This is a genomic window from Terrabacter sp. MAHUQ-38, from assembly GCF_014518425.1.
In the GTDB taxonomy this organism is placed as follows: Bacteria; Actinomycetota; Actinomycetes; order Actinomycetales; family Dermatophilaceae; genus Terrabacter.
On sequence record NZ_JACVCU010000001.1, the window covers coordinates 867,616 to 887,101 of the forward strand.

Sequence of the window (19,486 nt, forward strand, 5' to 3'; positions counted from 1 at the left end):
CGACACGGTTGCCAGGAGGTCGCCACACGAGCCACCTCATCACAGGCTCAGGGTCTCTGTGGGTGGCCGCGGATGGGCCTGCGTGGACCGGATTTTTCGCGATTTTGCCGACGCGGCGACGTGCGATCCCACGTCATGCCACGCGATCGGGTGCGTTCCATGGGTAAGGACCTGGTCAGCGGCGCTGCAGGCAGGGCGCCTGTCCAGGAAGCCATGTGAAGGAGAAGCGATGAGTACCAACGAAAACGCACCCCTCTCACCGGAGGAGCTGGCCAACGAGGGCGTCACGGCACTGCCGGACAAGGAGGTCATCTCCATCCTCGACCTGGCCGCCGACGTGGACCTCGCCATCGACGGCGCCGCCCCCATCGACCTCGCCGTGGCCCTCAACGCCAACGTGGTTGCCCCGATCGATGCCTCGGTCAGTGCCAACCTGTTGAGCGACGGCTCGAGCGCCCAAGCCATGGCGAACCAGGGTGTCCAGGTGACGCAGACCGTCGACGCGGACGCCATCGCGACCGGCCTGCAGGACAGCACCATCGACCAGAGCGACACCGTCGATGGCGGCACGACCGCGGCCGATGGCGCCACCGGCGACACCGGCGACACCGGCGACACCGGCGACACCGGCGACACCGGCATGCTTGCAGCCTCGACGCAGAGCGGTGACACCGCCGACACCGCCGACGCCCTCGACGCCGCTGCGGCGAGCGCGCCCGTCGACGGCAGCGTCGTGGTGGACGCAGCCGGCAACATCATCGGAACCCTCGACAGCGCCACCGGCAACGTCATCGCGCCGGACGGCAGCATCCTCGGCACGCTCAACGAGGTCACCGGCGTGGTCGTCGACTCGGCCGGCAACCTCATCGGCACGGTCACCGACCTGGTGGACGGTGCGAGCGTGGTCGGCTCCAACGGCGCGGTCCTCGGCATCCTCGATGCCGTGACCGGCAACGTGCTCGACGCCTCCGGCAACGTCGTCGGCGTCCTCGACCCCCTGACCGGCGACGTCCTCAACACCCTGGGCGCCGTGGTGGGCACCGTGACCGACTTCGTGGACGGCACCACCGTCCTCGACTCGGCCGGCAACGTCGTCGGCGTCCTCGACGCCGCGACCGGCAACGTGGTCAACTCCCTCGGCACCGTGATCGGCTCGCTCAACCCGCTCACCGGCCAGGTCCTCGACGCCGCCGGCAACCTCCTCGGCACGGTCGGCGAGATCCTCGACGACGTCACCGACACCATCGGTGGCCTCGACACCGGCGACCTGCTCAAGGGCGACCTGCTCAACGTCGACGTCAACGTCGACCTCGACGCCGACCTGGCAGCGCCCATCAACGGCGCCGTCGCAGCCAACGCCAACGTGGCGGCGCCCATCGACGCCTCCGTGTCCGCCAACATCCTCTCCGACAACTCGGAGGCGACGGCCATCGCGCAGCAGGACGCCATCATCAACCAGTCGATCACCGGGAACGCGGAGGCCACCTCCGACCAGGTCTCGTCGATCGACCAGGCGTCCCAGGAGCCGGTGGACACGGACACCGCCTCGGCCGACGGCACGGACTTCGATGCCGTGCAGGCCACGCCGGTGCCCACCGTCGATGTCGCGTCCGCGGCCGACGCGCCGGCCGCCGACACCTCGTCGACCACCGACCAGCCCGACCAGTCGGCCGCCGACACCTCGTCGACCACCGACCAGCCGGCCTCTGACGACGGGACGGTCGCCCCGACCGACACTGCCACGCCATGACCACGCTGATCGTCGCCCCCACCAGGGTGGACGGTGTCGAGCTCATCGGCGAGATGGTGGGCTCCGGCTACCGGAGCCCACCGTCCCTCGTGAGGCGGGGAGACGGACAGGTCCTCCAGCTCACGCCCCTGCTCTACCAGGTGCTGAAGGAGTCGGACGGTCGACGCAGCTGCGCGGAGATCGCGGAGCTGGTCGGCCGCAGGCTGGGCAGGAGCGTGACCGACTCGGACGTCGCGACCCTGGTCAACGCCCACCTGCGGCCGCTCGGCCTGGTCAAGGGCCCCGACGGCTCCGAGCCCGAGCTGCGGCGCGCCGACCCGTTGCTGCGCCTCAAGCCCCGCGTCGCCATCACGAACCCCAGGACCACCCGTCGGCTCACCGATCCGTTCCGCCTGCTCTTCCGGCCGGTGACCGCCGTGGCCGTCCTCGCGGGCTTCTTCGCGGTGGTCGTGTGGGTGTTCTTCGACCGGGGCCTCGGAGCCTCGGCCTATGACGCGTTCCAGCGGCCGCACCTGCTCCTGCTCGTCTTCGTCGTGTCCGTGCTCTCCGGCGGCTTCCACGAGTTCGGGCATGCCGCTGCGGCCCGGTACGGCGGTGCCGAGCCCGGCGCGATGGGGGCCGGGCTGTACCTCGTCTGGCCGGCCTTCTACACCGACGTCACCGACAGCTACCGGCTCGGCAAGGGTGGCCGGATCCGCACTGACCTCGGTGGCCTCTACTTCAACGCGCTCGTCGTGGTCCTCACCTTCGTGTGCTGGTGGACGACGCGCTGGGAAGCGGTCCTGCTGCTCGTCGCCACGCAGGTCCTGCAGATGACGCAGCAGCTGCTGCCTCTGCTGCGCTTCGACGGCTACCACGTGCTGGCAGACCTGGCGGGCGTGCCCGACCTCTACCACCGCATCAAGCCGACCCTCCTCGGGCTGCTGCCGCACCGCTGGAGGGCGCCGGAGAACCGGGTCCTGACGCCGTGGGCGCGCATCCTGATCACCCTGTGGGTGCTGGTCACCATCCCGATGATGGCGATGATGATGCTGGCGCTGATCCGCGCGGTGCCGCGGCTCCTCGGCAGCGCGGGCTCGGTCCTGAAGCAGAATGCAGCCGCGGTGGCCGACGCGTGGAGCGCCGGCAGCGGCGTCGACGTCGCGGCGCACGCGGTCCAGATGCTCGGTGTGGTGCTGCCGGTGATGGCCGGCGCCATGGTCCTCGGCCGCACCGGCTTCCGGTTCTTCCGGGGCCTGGCCAGATGGAGCCAGGGCTCGCCGACCAGACGGGTAGCGGCGGCCGCGCTCACCTCCACGTTGATCACCGCGCTCTGCTGGGCCTGGTGGCCCAACCCGGGCACCTACGAGCCGATCAAGCCGGGCGAACGCGGGCGCTTCACCGAGCTCGTGCAGGTGCCGCTGAACGCGCCGGCCACCGGCCCGGCCAGTCCCATCCCGTCGGCCCTGGCCCCTCCGGGCGCTCGGCAGGTGGGCACGGCGGCGCAGGACCGGCTCTCCGGCGACCAGCGCCTGGTGGCGGCTTTCGAGAAGGGCGAGCCGCTGCCGACGAAGGACGACCCGGTCCTCGCCATGGTGCTCGTGCCCGCGGAGAACGCCGGCGCCGCGACCCCCTCGCCCGCCACCTCCGTCCCGGGCTCAGACCCGAGCGCGCCGGACCAGCAGGACGACATCTGGGTCTTCCCCTTCGACAAGCCGCTGCCGGCCGCCGACGGCGACAACCAGGCCCTCGCCGTCGCGAAGACCGACGGCTCGGTGACCTACGACCTCGCCTTCGCGCTCGTGTGGGCCGAGGGCAACGAGGTCCTCAACGTCAACGAGGCGCACGCGTACGCCTCCTGTTCGGACTGCGTGGCCGTCGCGGTCGCGTTCCAGGTCGTGCTGATCATTGACGACGCCCAGGTCGTCGTCCCGCAGAACCTCGCCGTCGCAGCCAACTACGACTGCTACCGCTGCATCACGGCGGCCATCGCGAGCCAGCTCGTGCTGTCCGTCACCGATGAACCGGGGCAGGAGAAGCTGCGGGCGCTGGGCGAGGTGTGGAACCGGCTCATCCAGTTCGGAGGCACGATCACGTCGTACTCGCTGACCGAGATCACGGTGAAGCTCGAGGCCATCAAGGCTGAGATCGTCGCGATCCTGGGGACCGCGCCCCCGGTCACGCCGAGTCCGACCGCCACCGCCACCGCCACCGCCTCGCCGTCGCCGTCGCCGACCGGCACGAGCTCGCCGTCACCGACCACCACGAGCTCGCCGTCACCGACCACCACGCAGCAGCCCACGACGAGCTCGCCGTCGCCGACGCAGGAGCCCTCGAGCTCGCCGTCGCCGACCCAGGAGCCCTCGAGCTCGCCGTCGCCGAGCCAGGAGTCCACGGCGAGCTCGCTGTCCTCGACGCCGGAGGCCGCGACCTCACCCTTGCCGACGTCACCCTCGACGACCGCAGCCGAGTCCACGTCGTCGACACCGGCTCCGACGACCTCGGAGGCGGCGCCCTCGACGACGACCACCAGCTCGCCATGACACCGGCAGTGGGCTGCAGTGGTGCCGCCCGGTGGCACCCCTAGCATCGGCGGCATGAGTGAGCGACGCGTCCGTGATGCCACGTCGGCCGACGCGCCGGCGTGCGCCGCCATCTACGAGCCCTACGTCACCGACACGTCGATCACCTTCGAGACCGAGGCGCCGGGCGCCGACGAGATGGGTCGCCGCATCGCCACGGCGCAGGACGCCTACGCGTGGCTCGTCCTCGAGGACGTCGGCGAGGAGGGTGGCCACGTCGTCGGCTATGCGTATGCCGGGCCGTTCAAGGCCCGCGCCGCCTACCGCTGGTCCTGCGAGGTGTCGGTGTACCTCGAGATGGGCCGCAGGGGCAAGGGCGGCGGCCGGCTGCTCTACGAGACGCTGCTCGAGCGGCTCGCCGCGCGCGGCTACCGGATGGCCGCCGCCGGCATGACCCAGCCCAACGAGGCGAGCGGCCGGTTGCACGCGACCCTCGGCTTCGAGCTCGTCGGGACGTTCCGCGACATCGGCTGGAAGCACGGCAGGTGGCACGACGTCACGTGGGTCCAGCGCCGTCTCGGCGACGACCCCACCGACCCCACCCCCGCCGACCCCACCTGACCCCACACGACGAGGGATGGTTGGGCTCGGCGGGCCTGGGCGGCGTACGAAAGTGCCCACTCGACTGGGGCGGGGGACGACGAAGGGGAGGATGCGGCTGCATCCTCCCCTTCGTCGGTACGCCTGAGGTACAGCGCGTCAGACGACGTGGCTCACGGCGCGTAGATGTAGCGCATGCCCGGACCGTCGGTCAGCGTGCGCGTGTTGTAGTTGTACGGGCCGGCGAGGGCGTTCATCTCGACGATGTGCACCTGGTCGCCGTCGACGCTCGTGACCCAGGCGACGTGGCCGACGCTGGACGAGCCGTGGACGCCCGGCTCCATGACGAGGATCGAGCGCGAGCGGGGCGTGCCGCTCACGGTGTAGCCGGCGTTGGCGGCGCCGGTGTCCCAGACCATCGCGTTGCCGGTCCAGCCGCCCGGGTAGTAGCCCTCGGACTGGTACCACTTGTTGAGGGCACCCCACGTGCACTGGCCGTCGGTGGCCCAGTTGTACGAGGAACGCATGCCCGACGAGGCGCTGGGGACGGAGTAGTTGCTGCTCGACTTCGTCGACGACGTGCTGGCCGTCAGCGTGCTCCGCGTCAGGTCGCGCGACGCGCGCTCGGCCGCGGCCTTGCGCTCGGCGGCGGCCTTGACGGCCGCGGCCCGCTGGGCCTTGACCTGGAGGTCCTCGATGACGCGCGGCTTCGGCTGGGCGACGCGCTGGGCGACGGCCTTCTGCACGGCCGGCGCGTAACCGATCTTGGACAGGGCGGTCGCCGCCGCGGGAGCGGCAGCGGGGGTGTCGGCCGGGCCGACCGCGGCCGGGGCAGCCCCCAGACCGGCGGCAGCGACGTCACCCGAGTTCGGTGACAGGGTGTCGGCGCTCGCGGGGTTCGCGAAGGTGGCAACGAGGCCACCCGTGGCGGCGACGACGGCCGCGCCCTTCATCGCCGGCTGGGCCGACTCGCGGGCGAGGAGCTTGAGTTCGTTGAGGGGATTGTGACGTCCGGGCGCGCGGTGGCGACCGCGAGTGTTGTCGTGGTTCACGCTGTGTACCTCTCCGCGCCTACGAAGTTAGCTGTCGGGTTCGGGCGGAAAGGTGCCCGGTGCTGCCCCCGGTCCGCGACGGGTCGCGAGCCGGGCGAGTACTTCACCCCAAGGACGTCCGGAGTCGTTGCGCCGGACGCCCGGAGAAACGTGTGGTTCCTCCGCTCCTGTCACAAGGTTGCTGTCTCTCGCCAGGCGGTGACAGGACTAGGCGGTCCACCTCGCGAGAGCCCGGCCAGATGGCCGGACTCCGGGAACTGTAGACGAGTCAACTGGCAAAAGTCACGCTGAGGTAACGGTGACGCGCCGGTAACGTCCTTGAATGTCCACTTTGGTGCGCCTTACCGGCCCTTTACTTCTCTGATAGTGAGACCCGCGTCACAGTGGCCTGCCGATGTCGCACGACGCCACCTGGGTATGCCCGTCCGGCCCGGTCCCAGCGGCCCCGCGGCTCCCCGGCAGGCCCGCCACACGGCATACGCGAGGGGGTCGGATGCCGGGTCGGCGTCGGCTGAACTTTCTGCGCGGCACCCCTGCCACTCGTCCCTCGACGGGACTTCACTGGGAGGACACGGCGCGCCACCGCGTGCCCGGAGGAAGGACAGACCGTGCTCGACAGCTCCCGCGCGTTCAGCGGCTTCTCCGTCGACGACATCCCCGCCGCGAAGGCGTTCTACGCCGACACGCTGGGCCTGCGCGTCACCGAGGAGAACGGCATGCTGACGCTTCACCTCGCCGGAGACGGCGGCGACCGGCCGACCGTCATCTACCCCAAGCCGGACCACGCTCCGGCGACCTTCACCGTCCTCAACTTCCCCGTCGACGACGTCGAGGCGGCCGTGGACGAGCTGACCTCGCGCGGTGTCACCTTCGAGAGGTACGAGGGCACGCCCATCGAGACCGACGAGAAGGGCGTCCTGCGCGGGCAGGGTCCGGACATCGCGTGGTTCACCGACCCGGCCGGAAACGTCCTGTCGGTCATCGGGGCCTCGCCCGGCAGCTGACCCGGCGGCCGCCCGTGCTCAGGTGCCGGTGTCCTCGTCGACGGCGGCGCGCCGCTTGAGGCACAGCTCGGTGATCTCGGCGACGAGCTCGAGGGGGACCGGCCGGTTGATCGGGAAGCGGACGGTGTCCTTGGCCCTGCGGTAGGGGCCGATGGCCTCCTCGAAGGCCGGGTCGCCCGTGGGCACCGGGTAGAGGCCGACGTGGTTCTTCCAGCCGGCGTAGTAGATCAGCGGCTTGCCCTCGATGGTGAACGTCGCCATGCCGTAGCTGATCTTCTCGCCGGCCTGGGGGACGGCGCGACGGATGGCTCGGCGCACACCAGCTAGCTGGGTTCGCGTCTCCTCTGGATAGGAGGCGATGTAGTCATCGACGGACGCAAATCGCGGGGCCAATCGTGGTCCTCACCTAGTTCCGGACCGGTCGTTGGAGGGGATGGCTCGACTGTATTGGGCGAATCGGTCGTCTGCAAAGCAACTTCGCCATACGGGCATAACGGTCAGGGGCTCCGTGACCGTGTGTCAGGGACGCAGGAGGACCTTGACGGCCCGGCGCTCGTCCATCGCGCGGTAGCCCTCCGCGACCTCCTCGAGCGGCAGCGTGAGATCGAGGACCTTGCCCGGGTCGACGCGGCCGTCGAGGACGCGCTCGAGCAGGTCGGGCAGGTAGGCGCGGACGGGAGCCATGCCCCCGGCGAGGCCGACGTTGCGGACGAACATCTGCCGGACGGGCAGCTCGACGCCGTGCGGGGCGCCGACGAAGCCGACCGTCGAGCCTGGCCGGCCGATGCGGAAGGCCGTCTTCATCGACTGGTCGGTGCCCACGCACTCGAGCACCGAGTCGGCGCCCACGCCGTCGGTGAGCTCCATGACCGCTGCGACGCCGGCGTCGTCGCGCTCGGCGACGACGTGCGTCGCGCCGAACTCCCGGGCGAGGGCCTGGCGCGGCTCGTGGCGCGACATGGCGACGATGCGTTCGGCGCCGAGCTCCTTGGCGGCGATGACCCCGCACAGCCCGACCGCGCCGTCGCCGATGACGACGGCCGTGCCGCCCGGGCGGACCCGAGAGGAGACGGCGGCGTGCCAGCCGGTCGCCATGACGTCGGAGAGCGTGAGCAGCGACGGGATGAGAGCGTCGTCGGGCACGCCGTCGGTGCGGAGGAGGCTGCCGTCCGCCTGGTTGACCCGGACGAGCTCGGCCTGGCCGCTCTCGGTCCAGCCCTGCTGTTCGCAGACGGACGTGAACCCGGCGCGGCAGTGTGCGCACGTGTTGTCGCTGTGGCAGAAGGGGATGACGACGAAGTCGCCCACCCGGACCGTGCGCACCTCGCCGCCGACCTCCTCGACGACGCCGACGGCCTCGTGGCCGATCGTCGAGCCGGCGTCGATCGGGTTGGCTCCGCGGTACGGCCAGAGGTCCGAGCCGCAGATGCAGCCGGCGACGACGCGGACGATCGCGTCGGTCGGCGCCTCGATCGTCGGGTCGGGTACCTCGGAGAAGCGGATGTCGCCAGGGCCGTGGATCGTCGTCGCGCGCATGGCCCTCATCCTCCACCCGTCGAGTGGCCACTCCCGTACGGGCTGGGAAGCCGGCCTGTACCGAAGTGACCACTCGACGGGGTTTATGCCTCGAGTGGTCACTCCCGTACGGGTCGGGGCTGTACCGAAGTGACCACTCGACGGGATCTTCGCCTCGAGTGGTCACTTCCGTACGGGTTGGGGGCCGGTCAGCCGCGGGAGCGGAGCCTCAGGTTCGGCAGGCCCGGCGCGGGCAGGGTGTGCTCCCACGCGTCGGGGAACATGCCGTATGCCGTGGAACCGCGCGTCTCGCGGGCCTGCTGCCACTGCTCGCGGAACCCGACGACCTCGTCGTGGCTGCGGCCGATGAAGTTCCACCACATGACGATCTGCTCGCCGAAGGGCGCCCCGCCGAGCACGAGGAACCGGGCCGGCTCGTCGGGTCCGGCCTCGACGGTGATGCGCGAGGGACCCGTCGGCTGGAAGACGATCTCGCCGGGCTTGGCCGTCGCGTCACCCACCGTGAGCAGGCCCGTGTCGCAGAGGAGCCCGTGCTCGTGGCCCGGGTCGACGTCGATCTCGAGCGAGCGGCCGGGCTCGAGCGTCACCTCGGCGCCGACGAGGTCGGAGAACATCGAGACGGGCGACGTCTGGCCGAACAGGCTGCCGAGGAAGACGAGGACCCGTGCGCCGTCCAGGTCGGTGGCGGGCGGCGCGTAGTGCTCGAACCCCGGTGCGGTGAACCGGTCGGCCTCGGGGAGCGCGACCCACAGCTGCGCGCCGTGCAGGACCGTCGTCCCGGGAGTCGAGTACTCGGAGTGGGCGATGCCCGACCCCGCGGTCATGATGTTGAGCTCGCCCGGCCGGACGAAGGCGTGGGCGCCGGTCGTGTCGCGGTGCTCGACCTCGCCGGAGAAGAGCCACGAGACGGTCTGCAGGCCGGTGTGCGGGTGGCCCGGCACGACCATGCCGCCGGTCTGCGAGACGTCGTCGGGACCGTAGTGGTCGACGAAGCACCAGGCCCCGACGAGCGAGCGCTCTCGCTGGGGGAGGCTGCGGCGTACCGGCATGGCGCGTGGCCCGCCCAGCGGCACCTCGCGGTACGGCAGCACGACGGCGGTGGACGGGCCGCCGTCGTCCGCGCCGCAGACGAGCTCCGCGGGACGACGCTCTGGGTTGCTCACCGGATCAGGCTAAGCCCGCCGTTGCTACCTTTCCCACCATGACGGACGACGCCCGGATCAGGCCCGCGAGGCGCTGGTCGGCGTGGCGCGTCGTGTGGTGGTTCGGCTTCGTCAGCCTCGCCGCCGACATGGTCTACGAGGGCGCCCGGTCGATGTACGGGCCGCTCCTCGCGTCACTCGGCGCGAGCGCCGTCGTCGTCGGGCTCGTGACCGGCGCGGGGGAGGCGATGGCGCTCGTCCTGCGACTCGTCTTCGGGCCGCTCGCCGATCGCACCGGCCGCTACTGGGGCCTGACGATCGCCGGCTACGGCCTCACCGCCGTCTGCGTGCCGCTCCTCGCGGTGGCGCCGTTCGTCGGGGGTGCGGGCCTCGCGCTCGCGGCCGTCCTCATCCTGCTCGAGCGCTCCGGCAAGGCCGTGCGCAGCCCGTCGAAGTCGGCCCTCCTCGCGCACGTGGCCACGGCCGTCGGACGCGGCCGCGGGTTCGGCCTGCACAAGGCCCTCGACCAGGTCGGCGCGCTCGCCGGCCCGCTCCTCGTCGCGGCCGTCATCGGTGCGACCGGGGTCATCTGGCCGAGCATGGCCGCGCTCGCCGTCCCCGGTGCCGTCGCCATGGTGCTGCTCGTCGTCATCCGCGCCCGGGTCCCCGACCCGGCCGCGTACGACGCGACTCCAGAGCCTGATCCCCCCGATCGCCTTGCCGCACAGTCGAACCCGCGCAGGAGCGGCGCCCGTGGATGGTTCGCCGACGCGGTCGGCGCCGGCCTCCCGCGCCCGTTCTTCGGCTACGCCCTCGCCGCCGGCCTCACGACCGGCGGACTCGTCACCTTCGGCATCATCGGCTACCACCTCAGCGTCACCGGCCTCGTCGCCGTCGCCGCCGTCCCCCTCGTGTATGCCGGCGCCATGGGTGTCGAGGCCCTCGCCGCCCTCGGCGTGGGGCTCGTCTACGACCGCCGCGGCGGCGCCGTGCTGTATGCCGTGCCGGTGCTCGTCGCGCTCGTCCCCGCCCTCGCGCTCTCCGGCAGCCTCTGGGTCGCCCTCGTCGGGGTCGCGGTCTGGGGCCTGGCCTACGGCGTGCAGGACTCGACGGTCAAGGCGCTCGTCGCGGAGGTCGTGGAGGCGCCGAGGAGGGCGACGGCATACGGCGTCTTCGCGGGGGTGCAGGGGGCCTTCGCGGTCGTCGGCGGGCTCGTCGCGGGCTGGCTCTACGAGCGTTCGCTCGGTGTGCTCGTCATGGTGGTCGCCGCCAGCCAGCTCGTCGCGCTCGTCCTGCTCGTGCGCACCGTCCGCTCACTGCACCACCGCCCCCGCGCCGCGCCCTGAGACGCGCGAACGCGGCGTTCGGTGTCGAGAACCGCAGTGCAGCACTGAGCTCGACACCGAACACCGCGTTCGGCGAGCGGGAGAAGGGGCGCGTCAGCTCACGGCGTCGAGCGCGTCGACGACGCCCTCACCGAAGTAGCTGTTGTCCTCGACCGGGCCGACGCACACCGGACCGCCGGTCGCCGCGTTGCACGCCTTGTCGTCGGCCTGCGACCGCAGCTTCTCGACCATCTGCGCGGGGGTCCACGTCGGGTGGACCGACTTCATGAGCGCGAGCACCCCGGCGACGTGCGGCGACGCCATCGACGTGCCGCTCTTGAGGCCGTAGCCGTTGTTCGCGACGATCGTCGACAGGATCGACGAACCCGGGGCGGCGACGTCGATCGCGCCGAGACCGCGGTTGCTGAACGACGAGAGACGGCTCTGGAGCGTGCCCGCCGGGAAACGCTGCATCGACGACACCGTCACGACGCCGTCGAGCTCGGTCGGGATGTCGTGGCAGCCGCTGTTGAGGGTGCGGGTCACGGCGACGCCGTCGTCGGGGCTGCCGGTGTCCTGGAACGACGACTTGTCGGACAGGTCGTGGGCCGAGTTGCCGGCCGCAGCGGCATGCACGACACCCTGCGCCGTAGACCAGTTCACGGCGCGACGCACGGCCTCCTTGGCGGCGTACTGGTCGGGCTGGTCCTCGCAGTAGAACTCGAACGGGTCGACGTAGTAGCTGTTGTTCGTCACGTCCATGTGCTTGAGCCCGGCCTCGACGAAGCCGCACACGGCGTACTCCGGGTAGATGAAGCCGGCGTCGTTGACGACCTTGACCGAGGCGAGCCGGACGCCCGGGGCGACACCGACGATGCCGACGCCGTTGCGCGCGGCGGCGATGGTGCCCGCGACGTGCGTGCCGTGGTCGCTCGTCGTCGGCTCCCAGCCCGTCGTCCTGGGGCGCCCGGCGTCGGTGCAGTTGACGGAGTTCGCGACGTCGAGGTTGGCCACGAGGTCGGGGTGGTCGCGGTCGATGCCGCTGTCGAGCACGCCGACGAGGACGTTGCGCGAGCCGTCGGTGATCGCGTGGGCCCGGTCGGCCTTGATCATCTGCAGGTCCCACTGCTCGGCCTCGCGCGGGTCGGCCGTGTCGGCCGGTGTCGTCTCGGCCTCGATGTCGCCGTTCGTCGCCTTCTTCGCGCCCTTCTTGTAGTCGGACGCGCCGTTCCAGGTGGCCCCGAGCCCGGCCGGCGTGCCCTCCGACACCCCGACGGAACGCGTCGCGCCGACGGACTCGACGAACGTCCCACCGGCCGCCACGACGTCTGCGCGGAACGAGCCGTTGGTCGAGTGCGCGACGACGACGCCGATCGACGGCCAGGACTGCACCACGACGCCGCCGGCCCTGCGAACAGCGTTCTCGACGACGACGGTGTGGCCCGCGCCGGCCGAGTCGGCGTTGACGACGTAGCTCATGAGCAGGCCGTCGGGAGTGTTGATGGTGACCGGCGTCGATGCGGGCTCGGCGTCGGGCGAGGCGACGGCGATGCCACCGACGGCGGCCGTCGAGGCGAGGGCGAGTGACGCGACGGCGACGAGGCCGCGTCTGGTCAGGCTGGGGTGTCGCATGCGGTGTGCTCCCGTTGGGTGAGGGAATGGGGTCGGTGCCCGGTGTCGGGCACCTCCCACATCCTGCGACCCAACGGCTCGGTGCGCGCGCCGAGACGTGACGGCGCCTCCGGCCTGCGCTGCGACGGCGTCAGGCGGGCTCGGCCACGCGGGTCAGCGGGCCCAGGGCGATGAGCAGGAGGAGCGCCCCGAGCGGTCCGAGACCCCAAGGGAGGGCGATCACGACAGCCGCGACACTCGCGAGCGCGAGCGAGCCGACCGGCATACGTCCCTCGACGGCGAGGGCACCGAGCACGAGGGCCAGTGCCAGGCCGGTGAGCACCCCGCCACCGACCGACAGGGCCGTGGGGATCGTGTCGCCGAGAAGCCCGGTCACGCGGCCGAGCCAGACAGCGCCCGTGGCGCCCGCGCCGAACGCCGCGAGCAGCGCCGTGGGCACGGCGACGGGCAGGTGCTCGGCGCGCGAACCGAGGCTCGTGGTGAGCCACGCGAAGGCCGCCACCGAGGCCACCAGCAGGGCGCCGGCCGCAAGGGCCAGCGGGCCGGGGGCGGCGCTGACGGAGTCGTCGAACCCCCCGCGGCCGAGGCCGTCGACCCAGTCGAGGATGCCGTGGCCGAAGAGGAGGAGGGGTGCGACGAGGGCGAGGACCGGGAGGTGGTCGGCGGTGCCCCGCACCGTCGTTGGGCGCGGCTGCGCGACGGTCGTCGCGTGGGCCTGGGGGAGCGTGCTCGTCGTCATGCTCCAAGCGTGCTGCCGACCGCCGACGGTGCCCATCGGGGTCGACCCCGAGCCGCCCCCGAACGACCCCTGAGAGGGACCGGCACGCCCGGTCTGGCCTTTTTGTCCATTTCGGAGACTTTGCCCGGCTTTGGTCGTAGCGTGCGAGCTGTGGAGTCTAGGGTCGGCTCCCGCAGGGTCCAGGTCAAAGGGGAAGACATGTCCGTGCGCTTCAATGCTCCTCCGGGATGGCCGGTTCCGTCGACGTCGTGGGCTCCGGACGACGACTGGATGCCCGACCCGAGCTGGCCGACCCCGCCGCGCGGCTGGACGTTCTGGACCGTCTCCGACCGTGACGACCATCGGGCCGACCTCGCAATGCTCGAGGCCGCCGGCATCGACGCACACCTCATCGCGACCCCTCGCTTCGGTACGCCGCCGCGCACGACCGGCGCGACGTACGGCACCGACCGGGGCACCTGGCTCGCGGGCCTGCGCGCCCGTGCCTCGTCCGACTTCCTCGAGGCGGCGACCGCCTCGTCCAGCAGGGCCTCGTCCCCGAGCCGTGCATCGTCCCCGAGCCGCGCCGCGGCCGACACGTCGTGGGAGCTCGACGGCCTGGTGAGCTCTGCGGGCCGCCTGGACCTCTGACGTGGACCTCCTGCTCAGGGTCGCACCCGAGGTGCGGCTCCACTCCTCCGCGTCCGGGCTCCGGGCGACGCTAGCTCCGCGGGCCGCCGACGGCGTCCGCTCCGTACGCATGGGCACCGGCATCGGCGCCCGCGAGGCGTCAGCGTCCCACGCCGGACCCGGGTCGTCGGCCGCGGCGCCGCCGACGGTCGGCGAGCTCGAGGAGCGAGCCCGGGCCGCCCAGCAGTCCGGTGACCTCTACGCCCTGCGCGCGATCGAGGAGGCCCTCGGGTCGTTGCACCTCGAGACCCACCCGCCGAGGCGCCGCCCCGAGCCTCCGGAGTCGCCGGTCATCTCCGGCAGGGAACGCACCGACCTGCAGCGCAAGGCGTTCCGTGCGGCGCTGCCCCAGATCTCGCTGTTCAAACGAGCGGCTCGCGCCAAGGCCAAGGCGATCGCCGAGACCGAGGCCGACGGCTTCGGCCGCACGGTCGACGTCGCGCACGCCGTCATCGCCCAGCACCGGGCCGCCGTCCTCGACGACGAGTGGAACGACCTCGCCGGTCACGACCGCTGCGCCGTCATCGCCGAGCTCGACGCCGATTTCGCGTCGGCGGGGTGCGGCGCCACCTGCGTCGACGCCGGTTGGGAGCCCGACACGTCGCGCGGCTACGTCACCGTCGTCGCCCGCTACCCCGGCGTCGACATCGTGGGCGAGCGCGGCCCGGGGGTGTCGTCGAGCGGCCGCCGGATGCTGCGCAGGCGCACCCAGTCGGAGCGCAACGTCATCTATCTCGGCGGGCTCGCGTCGTTCGCGCTCGCCATCGCCCGCCAGGCGATCGCCGTCGCGGTCGCTTCCGACGACGTGCAGCTCATCGTCGTCCGGACGGCCGCGGATGGCTTCGGGCTCGAGCCGATCTACGTCGGCAGCCTGAGCCGCGAGGCGGTGACCCTCCGGCCGGCGCTCGCCGACCCGGTCCCGTTGCTCCTCGGCTCAGCAGCCCGGCAGATGCAGTTCGACGGACCGTCGCACGACCTCGTGGCGGTGGCTCCCGACGAGGACGTCATGGACATCGTGCGCCTCTGCGTCGAGGCGCTCGCCGACGATGAGGTCGACGAGCTGCTCGAGGCCGGCGGGTCCTGAGCCTCCCGTCGGGATGTCAGCTCGGGAGGTTGCAGGCTGCGCTCTGGCCCTGGGCCGCGACCGCCGTGTAGGCCGGCAGCGTCGCGAGGCCCTTCTTCCACAGCACGCGCCACGCCGCCTCGGCCGCCGCGGGGGTCATGCCGCCGGCCTTGAAGTGGGACTGGTCCTTCAGGTGCCGCTCCCACGGCGCGATGGCGGTGCGGGCGCTGGCGAGCACCGTGTCGACCGTCTTCATGGAGGTCGCGCATGCGCGAACGGCGTCGGCCTGGAGGCCGTCCGCGGAGGCGTCCACGGTGCACCCGTCCTTCGAGGCGGTGAACGCCTTGTCGGCGGCACGGAAGGCGGCGACGTTCTCGATCGCCTTCACGGTCGTCTCAGCCCACAGCACCTTCGCCTTGGCCACGGTGATCCTGCCCGCTCGGAGGTCGTTCATGACGGCGAGGTGACGGCCCCACTGACCGAGCGAGAGGTACGCGTCGGCGCGGGCTGCTGACTGCAGGCCCCACTTGGTGCGGCACGAGGCCACGGCATCGGCGAGGGGGTCCGTGGGGGTGGTCGTGGCCATCGTCTCGGAGGGCTCGGACGTCGTGGAGGGCTGTGTCCCAGGCGTCGTCCTGAGGGGCGCAGCCGCGCCCGGGATCTCCGACGGCGAACCCGAGGGTGCGGGCGACGTGAACAGGCCCTTGCCGATCCACACCGCAGCGCCGAGCACGATGACGGCCACCAGGCCGATCACCACCGGCACGTAACCCCGCCGGGCTTGCTCTGCCTCTCTCATGGCACGCCGCGTCTGCGGTTGCTGACCCATCTCTCTTCCCCACTGTCTACGTGGTCGCGCGGTGGCTGGCTTCCACGGCGCGGCGACCCGATGAAAACGATAACCCGCGACCCGCACGTCTGAGCCAGCGAAAACCATTGGTATTCGGGCGAATCCGACATATCGCGGCGTGGAAACCCCGTTTGGTGTGTGAACGCCCGAAGAATGGCCACGGGTAGGTCCACGGTTCGGACGGGGCTACTATCCGAACGAATCCTGTTCTGGCATGGTTGATTCGGCTCATCTCTCGGAGAGTGGGGGCGGAGTGGTTGCGATGACCGTGCTGCCTCCCGATCGGGGACCTCATGCGGCCGAACATCCTGTCCAACCTTCAAAACGCAGGTACGACAAGGCATTTCGGGCAAACGCCGTAGAACGGGCCAAAGCCCCCGGCGTGCGACTGTCCGACGTGGCCGACGAGCTCGGGGTCGCCTCCAGCACCCTCCGACGGTGGCTCGCGGCCCATGACGCGAGCCCCGAGCCCCCGCCCGCGGCACCTGGCAACGAGCCATCCCACGAGCCAGCCCACGAGCCAGCCCACGAGCCAGCCCACGAGCCAGCCCACGAGCCAGCTGACGAGGCGGCCACCGCGCGGACGCCGCCCAGCCACACGGCATACGCCGGAGCCGAGGGGACACGGGGTGAGCCGCACGACCCGTCGCACATCATCGCGATGCTCGACTCGATCCTCGAGATGTTCCCCTCGCCCGGGGCGCTGCCGCTCGAGGGGGAGCTGGCGTCACCCGGGCCGGGTGCGCGGCGCGATGCCGAGCCGCCCGAGGAACGCATCCCGCTCCACGTCGGCGACGACATCTTCCCGTCGCTGCCGCGGCTCCTACCCGCCTACCGCTTCCCGCTGATTCTCGTGACATTGCTCGTGGCCGTCGCCGGCTCCGCCTTCGTGCCGCCTGACTACCCACTGCGCCCGGCCGTGGTGGCGCTGCACGTCCTGTCGCTCGTCGTGTCCTTCGGCGCGGTCCTGGTCATCGACTGGCACGGGCTGCTGTGGCTCGATGGGCGCCGTGGCCTCACCGAGTCGACCCGTCTCGCCGCCGCTACCGGTCCGCTCATCTGGTTCGGCCTCGGCGGCCTCATCGCCACGGGCGCCCTGCTGCATCCGAACCTGTCGTCCGCGGTGACCGTCACCAAGCTCGTCCTCGTGCTCACCGTCGCGTGGAACGGAGCAGCGATGAGCGAGTTCCGGCGCCGGCTCGCTCAGCTTCCGCCCTACGTCAAGCCCAGTGACCTGCCACGGCGTGACTGGCGGCTCCTGCTCGGCGCGACCGTCAGCTCCCAGATCGGGTGGTGGGGGGCGATCCTCATCGGCTTCGTGAGCACGTCGACATGACGGGCCCCACGCGCCCCGATCATGACCAGGCGGTCGACGAGCTGCGGCCCAGGGCAGAGCAGCCGCGACCGGACGGCGTGCGTCCCGGGCTCGCTCCGGTGGTCGCGGTGGGCGCGGGGATCGCCGCGACCGTGGTCGCCGCCTGGTCGACCGGGGCGATGGAGCCGCTCGTGTTCGTCGAGGACGCCGGGCCGCTCGTGCGCTGGTCCGTGCCGGTCGTCCGGGTCGTGCACGACGTCGCCGCCGCGGTGACCCTCGCTGCGCTCGTCTTCGCCGCCTCCCTGGTCCCGGCGCCCGCACGCTCTGGCCCGCAGTTCAGCGCCATGGCCCCGACCCCCGCCGTCCGCCTGGCGACGGGCGCCGCGTTCGTGTGGGCCGTCACGGCCCTGGTCGGGGTCGTGCTCACGTTCGCCGACGCAGCCGGGCTGCCGCTCACCGACCCTGCCCTCCCGCCGCAGCTCGGCGAGCTCGCGTGGGAGATCGACGCGACGCGGATCGGGCTCATCAGCGCGGCATGCGCGTTCGTCGTCGCCAGCGGCGCCGCGGTCGCCCGAGGACGGGTGTCGGCGGCGTGGCTCGCGGCCCTCGCGGGCTTCGGGATCCTCGTGCTCGGCCTCGCGAGCCACACCGGGGCATCAGACGACCACGAGACGTCGGTCAACGCCATGGGCCTGCACCTCGTGGGAGCCACGGTCTGGGTCGGCGGGCTCGTCGTGCTCGTCCTGCTCCACCGGGTGGTCACCGACGTGCCGCGCGTGGCCCGGCGCTACTCCTCCCTGGCGCTGTTCGGCTTCCTCACGGTCGCCGCGTCCGGAGTCCTCGCCGCGACGACCCGGCTCGGTTCGTGGGGCGACCTGGCGACGCCGTACGGCCGGCTCCTCGTCGTCAAGGCGCTCGTGCTCGCCGCCCTCGGCGTGGCGGGCTGGCGGCACCGGCGCTCCACGCTCGTCGCTCTGGAGGCCGGCGTCCGTCCCAGGGCCTTCGTCCGCCTCGCACTCGGCGAGGTGGTGCTGATGGGGGCGGCGTTCGGCGTCGGGGCGGCCCTGTCGCGCAGCGCTCCTCCCGTCCCGGAGGACGTCCCGGACCCGACGCCCGCGCTCGCCGTGACGGGCTTCCCGGCGCCGCCCGACCCGGCGACGACGGCGTGGTGGACCGCGTGGCGGGCCGACTGGCTCTGGCTCGCGGTCGCCGTGGTCGCCATCGGGGCGTATGCCGTCGGCGTCGTCGCTGCCCGCGTCGCCTCCGCGCGTGCCCTGGTCGAGTCGCACCTGGTGGGACGACACGAGGCGCCTCGGGCGGGTACGCAGCGGCGGGCGTCGACCACCGTCGCCGCGTGGCCGTGGTGGCGCACCGCGTGCTGGGTCCTCGGGTGCCTGGCGCTCGCCTGGACGACCAGCGGCCCGGTCGGCATCTACGGCCGGGTCGCGTTCTCGTGGCACGCCGCGCTGATCGTCGCCCTCGCCTTCGTCGTCGCGCCGCTGCTCGTCGCCGGGTCACCGCTCATGCTGGCGGAGCGCGCCCTCGTGCCCCGGACCGACGGCACGCTCGGGCCGCGCGAGCTGGTCGTCGGGGTGGGACGGTCGGGCGTGGTCCGCGGCCTCACGCGACCCGTCGTCGCCACCGCCCTGCTGCTCGTCGGCGCCTTCGGGCTGCACGCCACGGGACTGCTCGACCTCGCGTTGACGACGCATCCCGGACACCTCGTCATGGTCTGCGCCTCGCTGGTCCTCGGCTCGCTCCTCGCCGCGGCGGTGCTGAAGCCGACCGACGGCTCGGCCGGCGCCGCTGGTCCGGACGACGGCGCCGGCCCGGACGCCGGCCCCGGCCCGCGAGTGCCGCGGGGCGTGCTCGTCTGCCTCGGCGTCGTCGTGGTGGCGGCGTTCGCGACGGCGGCCTGGTTGGCCCTCACGACCTCCGTGCTCGCCGCTGACGTCTATGGCGGGCTCCGGTTGCCGTGGCTGCGTGACCTTGCCGCGGAGCAGGTCCGTGGCGGCGCCGTCGTGCTCTTCGTCGTCGTGCCGGTCTGCGTCGTCCTCGCGGTCGTCGTCATCGTGCGGGGCCTGCGCGGGCGGGACCCCGCCAGGCCCTGATGCGGGGATCGGTCGCGGTTCGGACCGAGCGCGGTGCCACACCGACCTGGGACTGACGCGCGCTGCGGGCCCGGAACCCCGCGGCCTCGGGCTGGAGGCGGCCGGGCGGCATACGTCCTGGGCATGAGCCATCCACGGCGGCCACTGCGGCGCTACTCTGCGAAGACGGCACGTGGACACTTCTCGACCATCCCTCC

General features: G+C 72.3%; 16 protein-coding genes and 1 riboswitch. Of the genes, 9 read left to right on the plus strand and 7 right to left on the minus strand.

Going from position 1 to position 19,486, the window contains the following annotated elements; genetic code table 11:
- The first annotated feature begins 229 nt into the window (after window positions 1–229).
- From H9I49_RS04120 to H9I49_RS04130, 3 genes are read left to right on the plus strand one after another with little or no spacing between them, the layout of a single operon-like run.
- Window positions 230–1,750, plus strand: a complete 1,521-nt coding sequence (locus tag H9I49_RS04120; protein ID WP_188029020.1) for a hypothetical protein — start codon at window positions 230–232, stop codon at window positions 1,748–1,750.
- Window positions 1,747–4,272, plus strand: coding sequence for a hypothetical protein (locus H9I49_RS04125; protein WP_188029021.1), 2,526 nt, complete (start codon window positions 1,747–1,749; stop codon window positions 4,270–4,272). Before H9I49_RS04120 ends, H9I49_RS04125 begins: the two co-directional genes overlap by 4 nt.
- A gap of 54 nt (window positions 4,273–4,326) precedes the next feature.
- A complete protein-coding gene (locus tag H9I49_RS04130; RefSeq protein ID WP_188029022.1) occupies window positions 4,327–4,872 on the plus strand; it encodes a GNAT family N-acetyltransferase in 546 nt (181 codons plus the stop codon).
- A gap of 152 nt (window positions 4,873–5,024) precedes the next feature.
- Here the strand turns inward: H9I49_RS04130 and H9I49_RS24340 are convergent, their stop codons facing one another.
- Window positions 5,025–5,903, minus strand: coding sequence for a CHAP domain-containing protein (locus tag H9I49_RS24340; protein WP_188029023.1), 879 nt, complete (start codon window positions 5,901–5,903; stop codon window positions 5,025–5,027).
- A 4-nt stretch (window positions 5,904–5,907) separates the two neighbouring features.
- Window positions 5,908–6,125, minus strand: a riboswitch (cyclic di-AMP (ydaO/yuaA leader).
- Between the two features lie 386 nt (window positions 6,126–6,511).
- Between H9I49_RS24340 and H9I49_RS04140 the strand changes: the two genes are divergently transcribed.
- On the plus strand, window positions 6,512–6,907 hold the full coding sequence (locus tag H9I49_RS04140) for a VOC family protein (protein ID WP_188029024.1): 396 nt from the start codon (window positions 6,512–6,514) through the stop codon (window positions 6,905–6,907).
- Between the two features lie 18 nt (window positions 6,908–6,925).
- Here H9I49_RS04140 and H9I49_RS04145 read toward each other — a convergent pair whose 3' ends face one another.
- From H9I49_RS04145 to H9I49_RS04155, 3 genes are all read right to left on the minus strand, one after another.
- The gene (locus tag H9I49_RS04145; protein ID WP_188029025.1) at window positions 6,926–7,300 is read right to left on the minus strand and encodes an iron chaperone; all 375 of its coding nucleotides are present in this window, start codon (window positions 7,298–7,300) and stop codon (window positions 6,926–6,928) included.
- A gap of 126 nt (window positions 7,301–7,426) precedes the next feature.
- Window positions 7,427–8,443: a zinc-dependent alcohol dehydrogenase family protein gene (locus H9I49_RS04150; protein ID WP_188029026.1), complete on the minus strand. Its 1,017-nt coding sequence runs from the start codon at window positions 8,441–8,443 to the stop codon at window positions 7,427–7,429.
- Between the two features lie 188 nt (window positions 8,444–8,631).
- Window positions 8,632–9,606 (minus strand): pirin family protein, encoded by a 975-nt coding sequence (locus H9I49_RS04155; RefSeq protein ID WP_188029027.1) that lies wholly within the window; start codon window positions 9,604–9,606, stop codon window positions 8,632–8,634.
- Between the two features lie 38 nt (window positions 9,607–9,644).
- On the opposite strand from H9I49_RS04155, the gene H9I49_RS04160 reads away from it, so the two are divergent.
- On the plus strand, window positions 9,645–10,931 hold the full coding sequence (locus H9I49_RS04160) for an MFS transporter (RefSeq protein WP_188029028.1): 1,287 nt from the start codon (window positions 9,645–9,647) through the stop codon (window positions 10,929–10,931).
- Window positions 10,932–11,024: 93 nt separating this feature from the next.
- Here the strand turns inward: H9I49_RS04160 and H9I49_RS04165 are convergent, their stop codons facing one another.
- Window positions 11,025–12,542 carry a S8 family serine peptidase gene (locus H9I49_RS04165; RefSeq protein WP_188029029.1) on the minus strand — a complete coding sequence of 506 codons (1,518 nt, stop codon included), beginning with the start codon at window positions 12,540–12,542 and terminating at the stop codon, window positions 11,025–11,027.
- Window positions 12,543–12,672: 130 nt separating this feature from the next.
- Window positions 12,673–13,281 (minus strand): hypothetical protein, encoded by a 609-nt coding sequence (locus H9I49_RS04170; RefSeq protein WP_188029030.1) that lies wholly within the window; start codon window positions 13,279–13,281, stop codon window positions 12,673–12,675.
- Between the two features lie 198 nt (window positions 13,282–13,479).
- Between H9I49_RS04170 and H9I49_RS04175 the strand changes: the two genes are divergently transcribed.
- Window positions 13,480–13,911 (plus strand): hypothetical protein, encoded by a 432-nt coding sequence (locus H9I49_RS04175; protein ID WP_188029031.1) that lies wholly within the window; start codon window positions 13,480–13,482, stop codon window positions 13,909–13,911.
- A gap of 1 nt (window position 13,912) precedes the next feature.
- Entirely contained in the window at window positions 13,913–15,034 is a 1,122-nt protein-coding gene (locus H9I49_RS04180; RefSeq protein WP_188029032.1) for a hypothetical protein, read from the plus strand.
- Between the two features lie 16 nt (window positions 15,035–15,050).
- On the opposite strand, the gene H9I49_RS04185 is transcribed toward H9I49_RS04180, so the two are convergent.
- On the minus strand, window positions 15,051–15,812 hold the full coding sequence (locus tag H9I49_RS04185) for a hypothetical protein (RefSeq protein WP_188029033.1): 762 nt from the start codon (window positions 15,810–15,812) through the stop codon (window positions 15,051–15,053).
- Window positions 15,813–16,125: 313 nt separating this feature from the next.
- Between H9I49_RS04185 and H9I49_RS04190 the strand changes: the two genes are divergently transcribed.
- Together H9I49_RS04190 and H9I49_RS04195 are read left to right on the plus strand one after the other, a co-directional pair.
- Window positions 16,126–17,199 carry a transposase gene (locus H9I49_RS04190; protein WP_188029034.1) on the plus strand — a complete coding sequence of 358 codons (1,074 nt, stop codon included), beginning with the start codon at window positions 16,126–16,128 and terminating at the stop codon, window positions 17,197–17,199.
- A complete protein-coding gene (locus tag H9I49_RS04195; RefSeq protein WP_188029035.1) occupies window positions 17,196–19,289 on the plus strand; it encodes a cytochrome c oxidase assembly protein in 2,094 nt (697 codons plus the stop codon). Before H9I49_RS04190 ends, H9I49_RS04195 begins: the two co-directional genes overlap by 4 nt.
- Window positions 19,290–19,486: the final 197 nt, after the last annotated feature.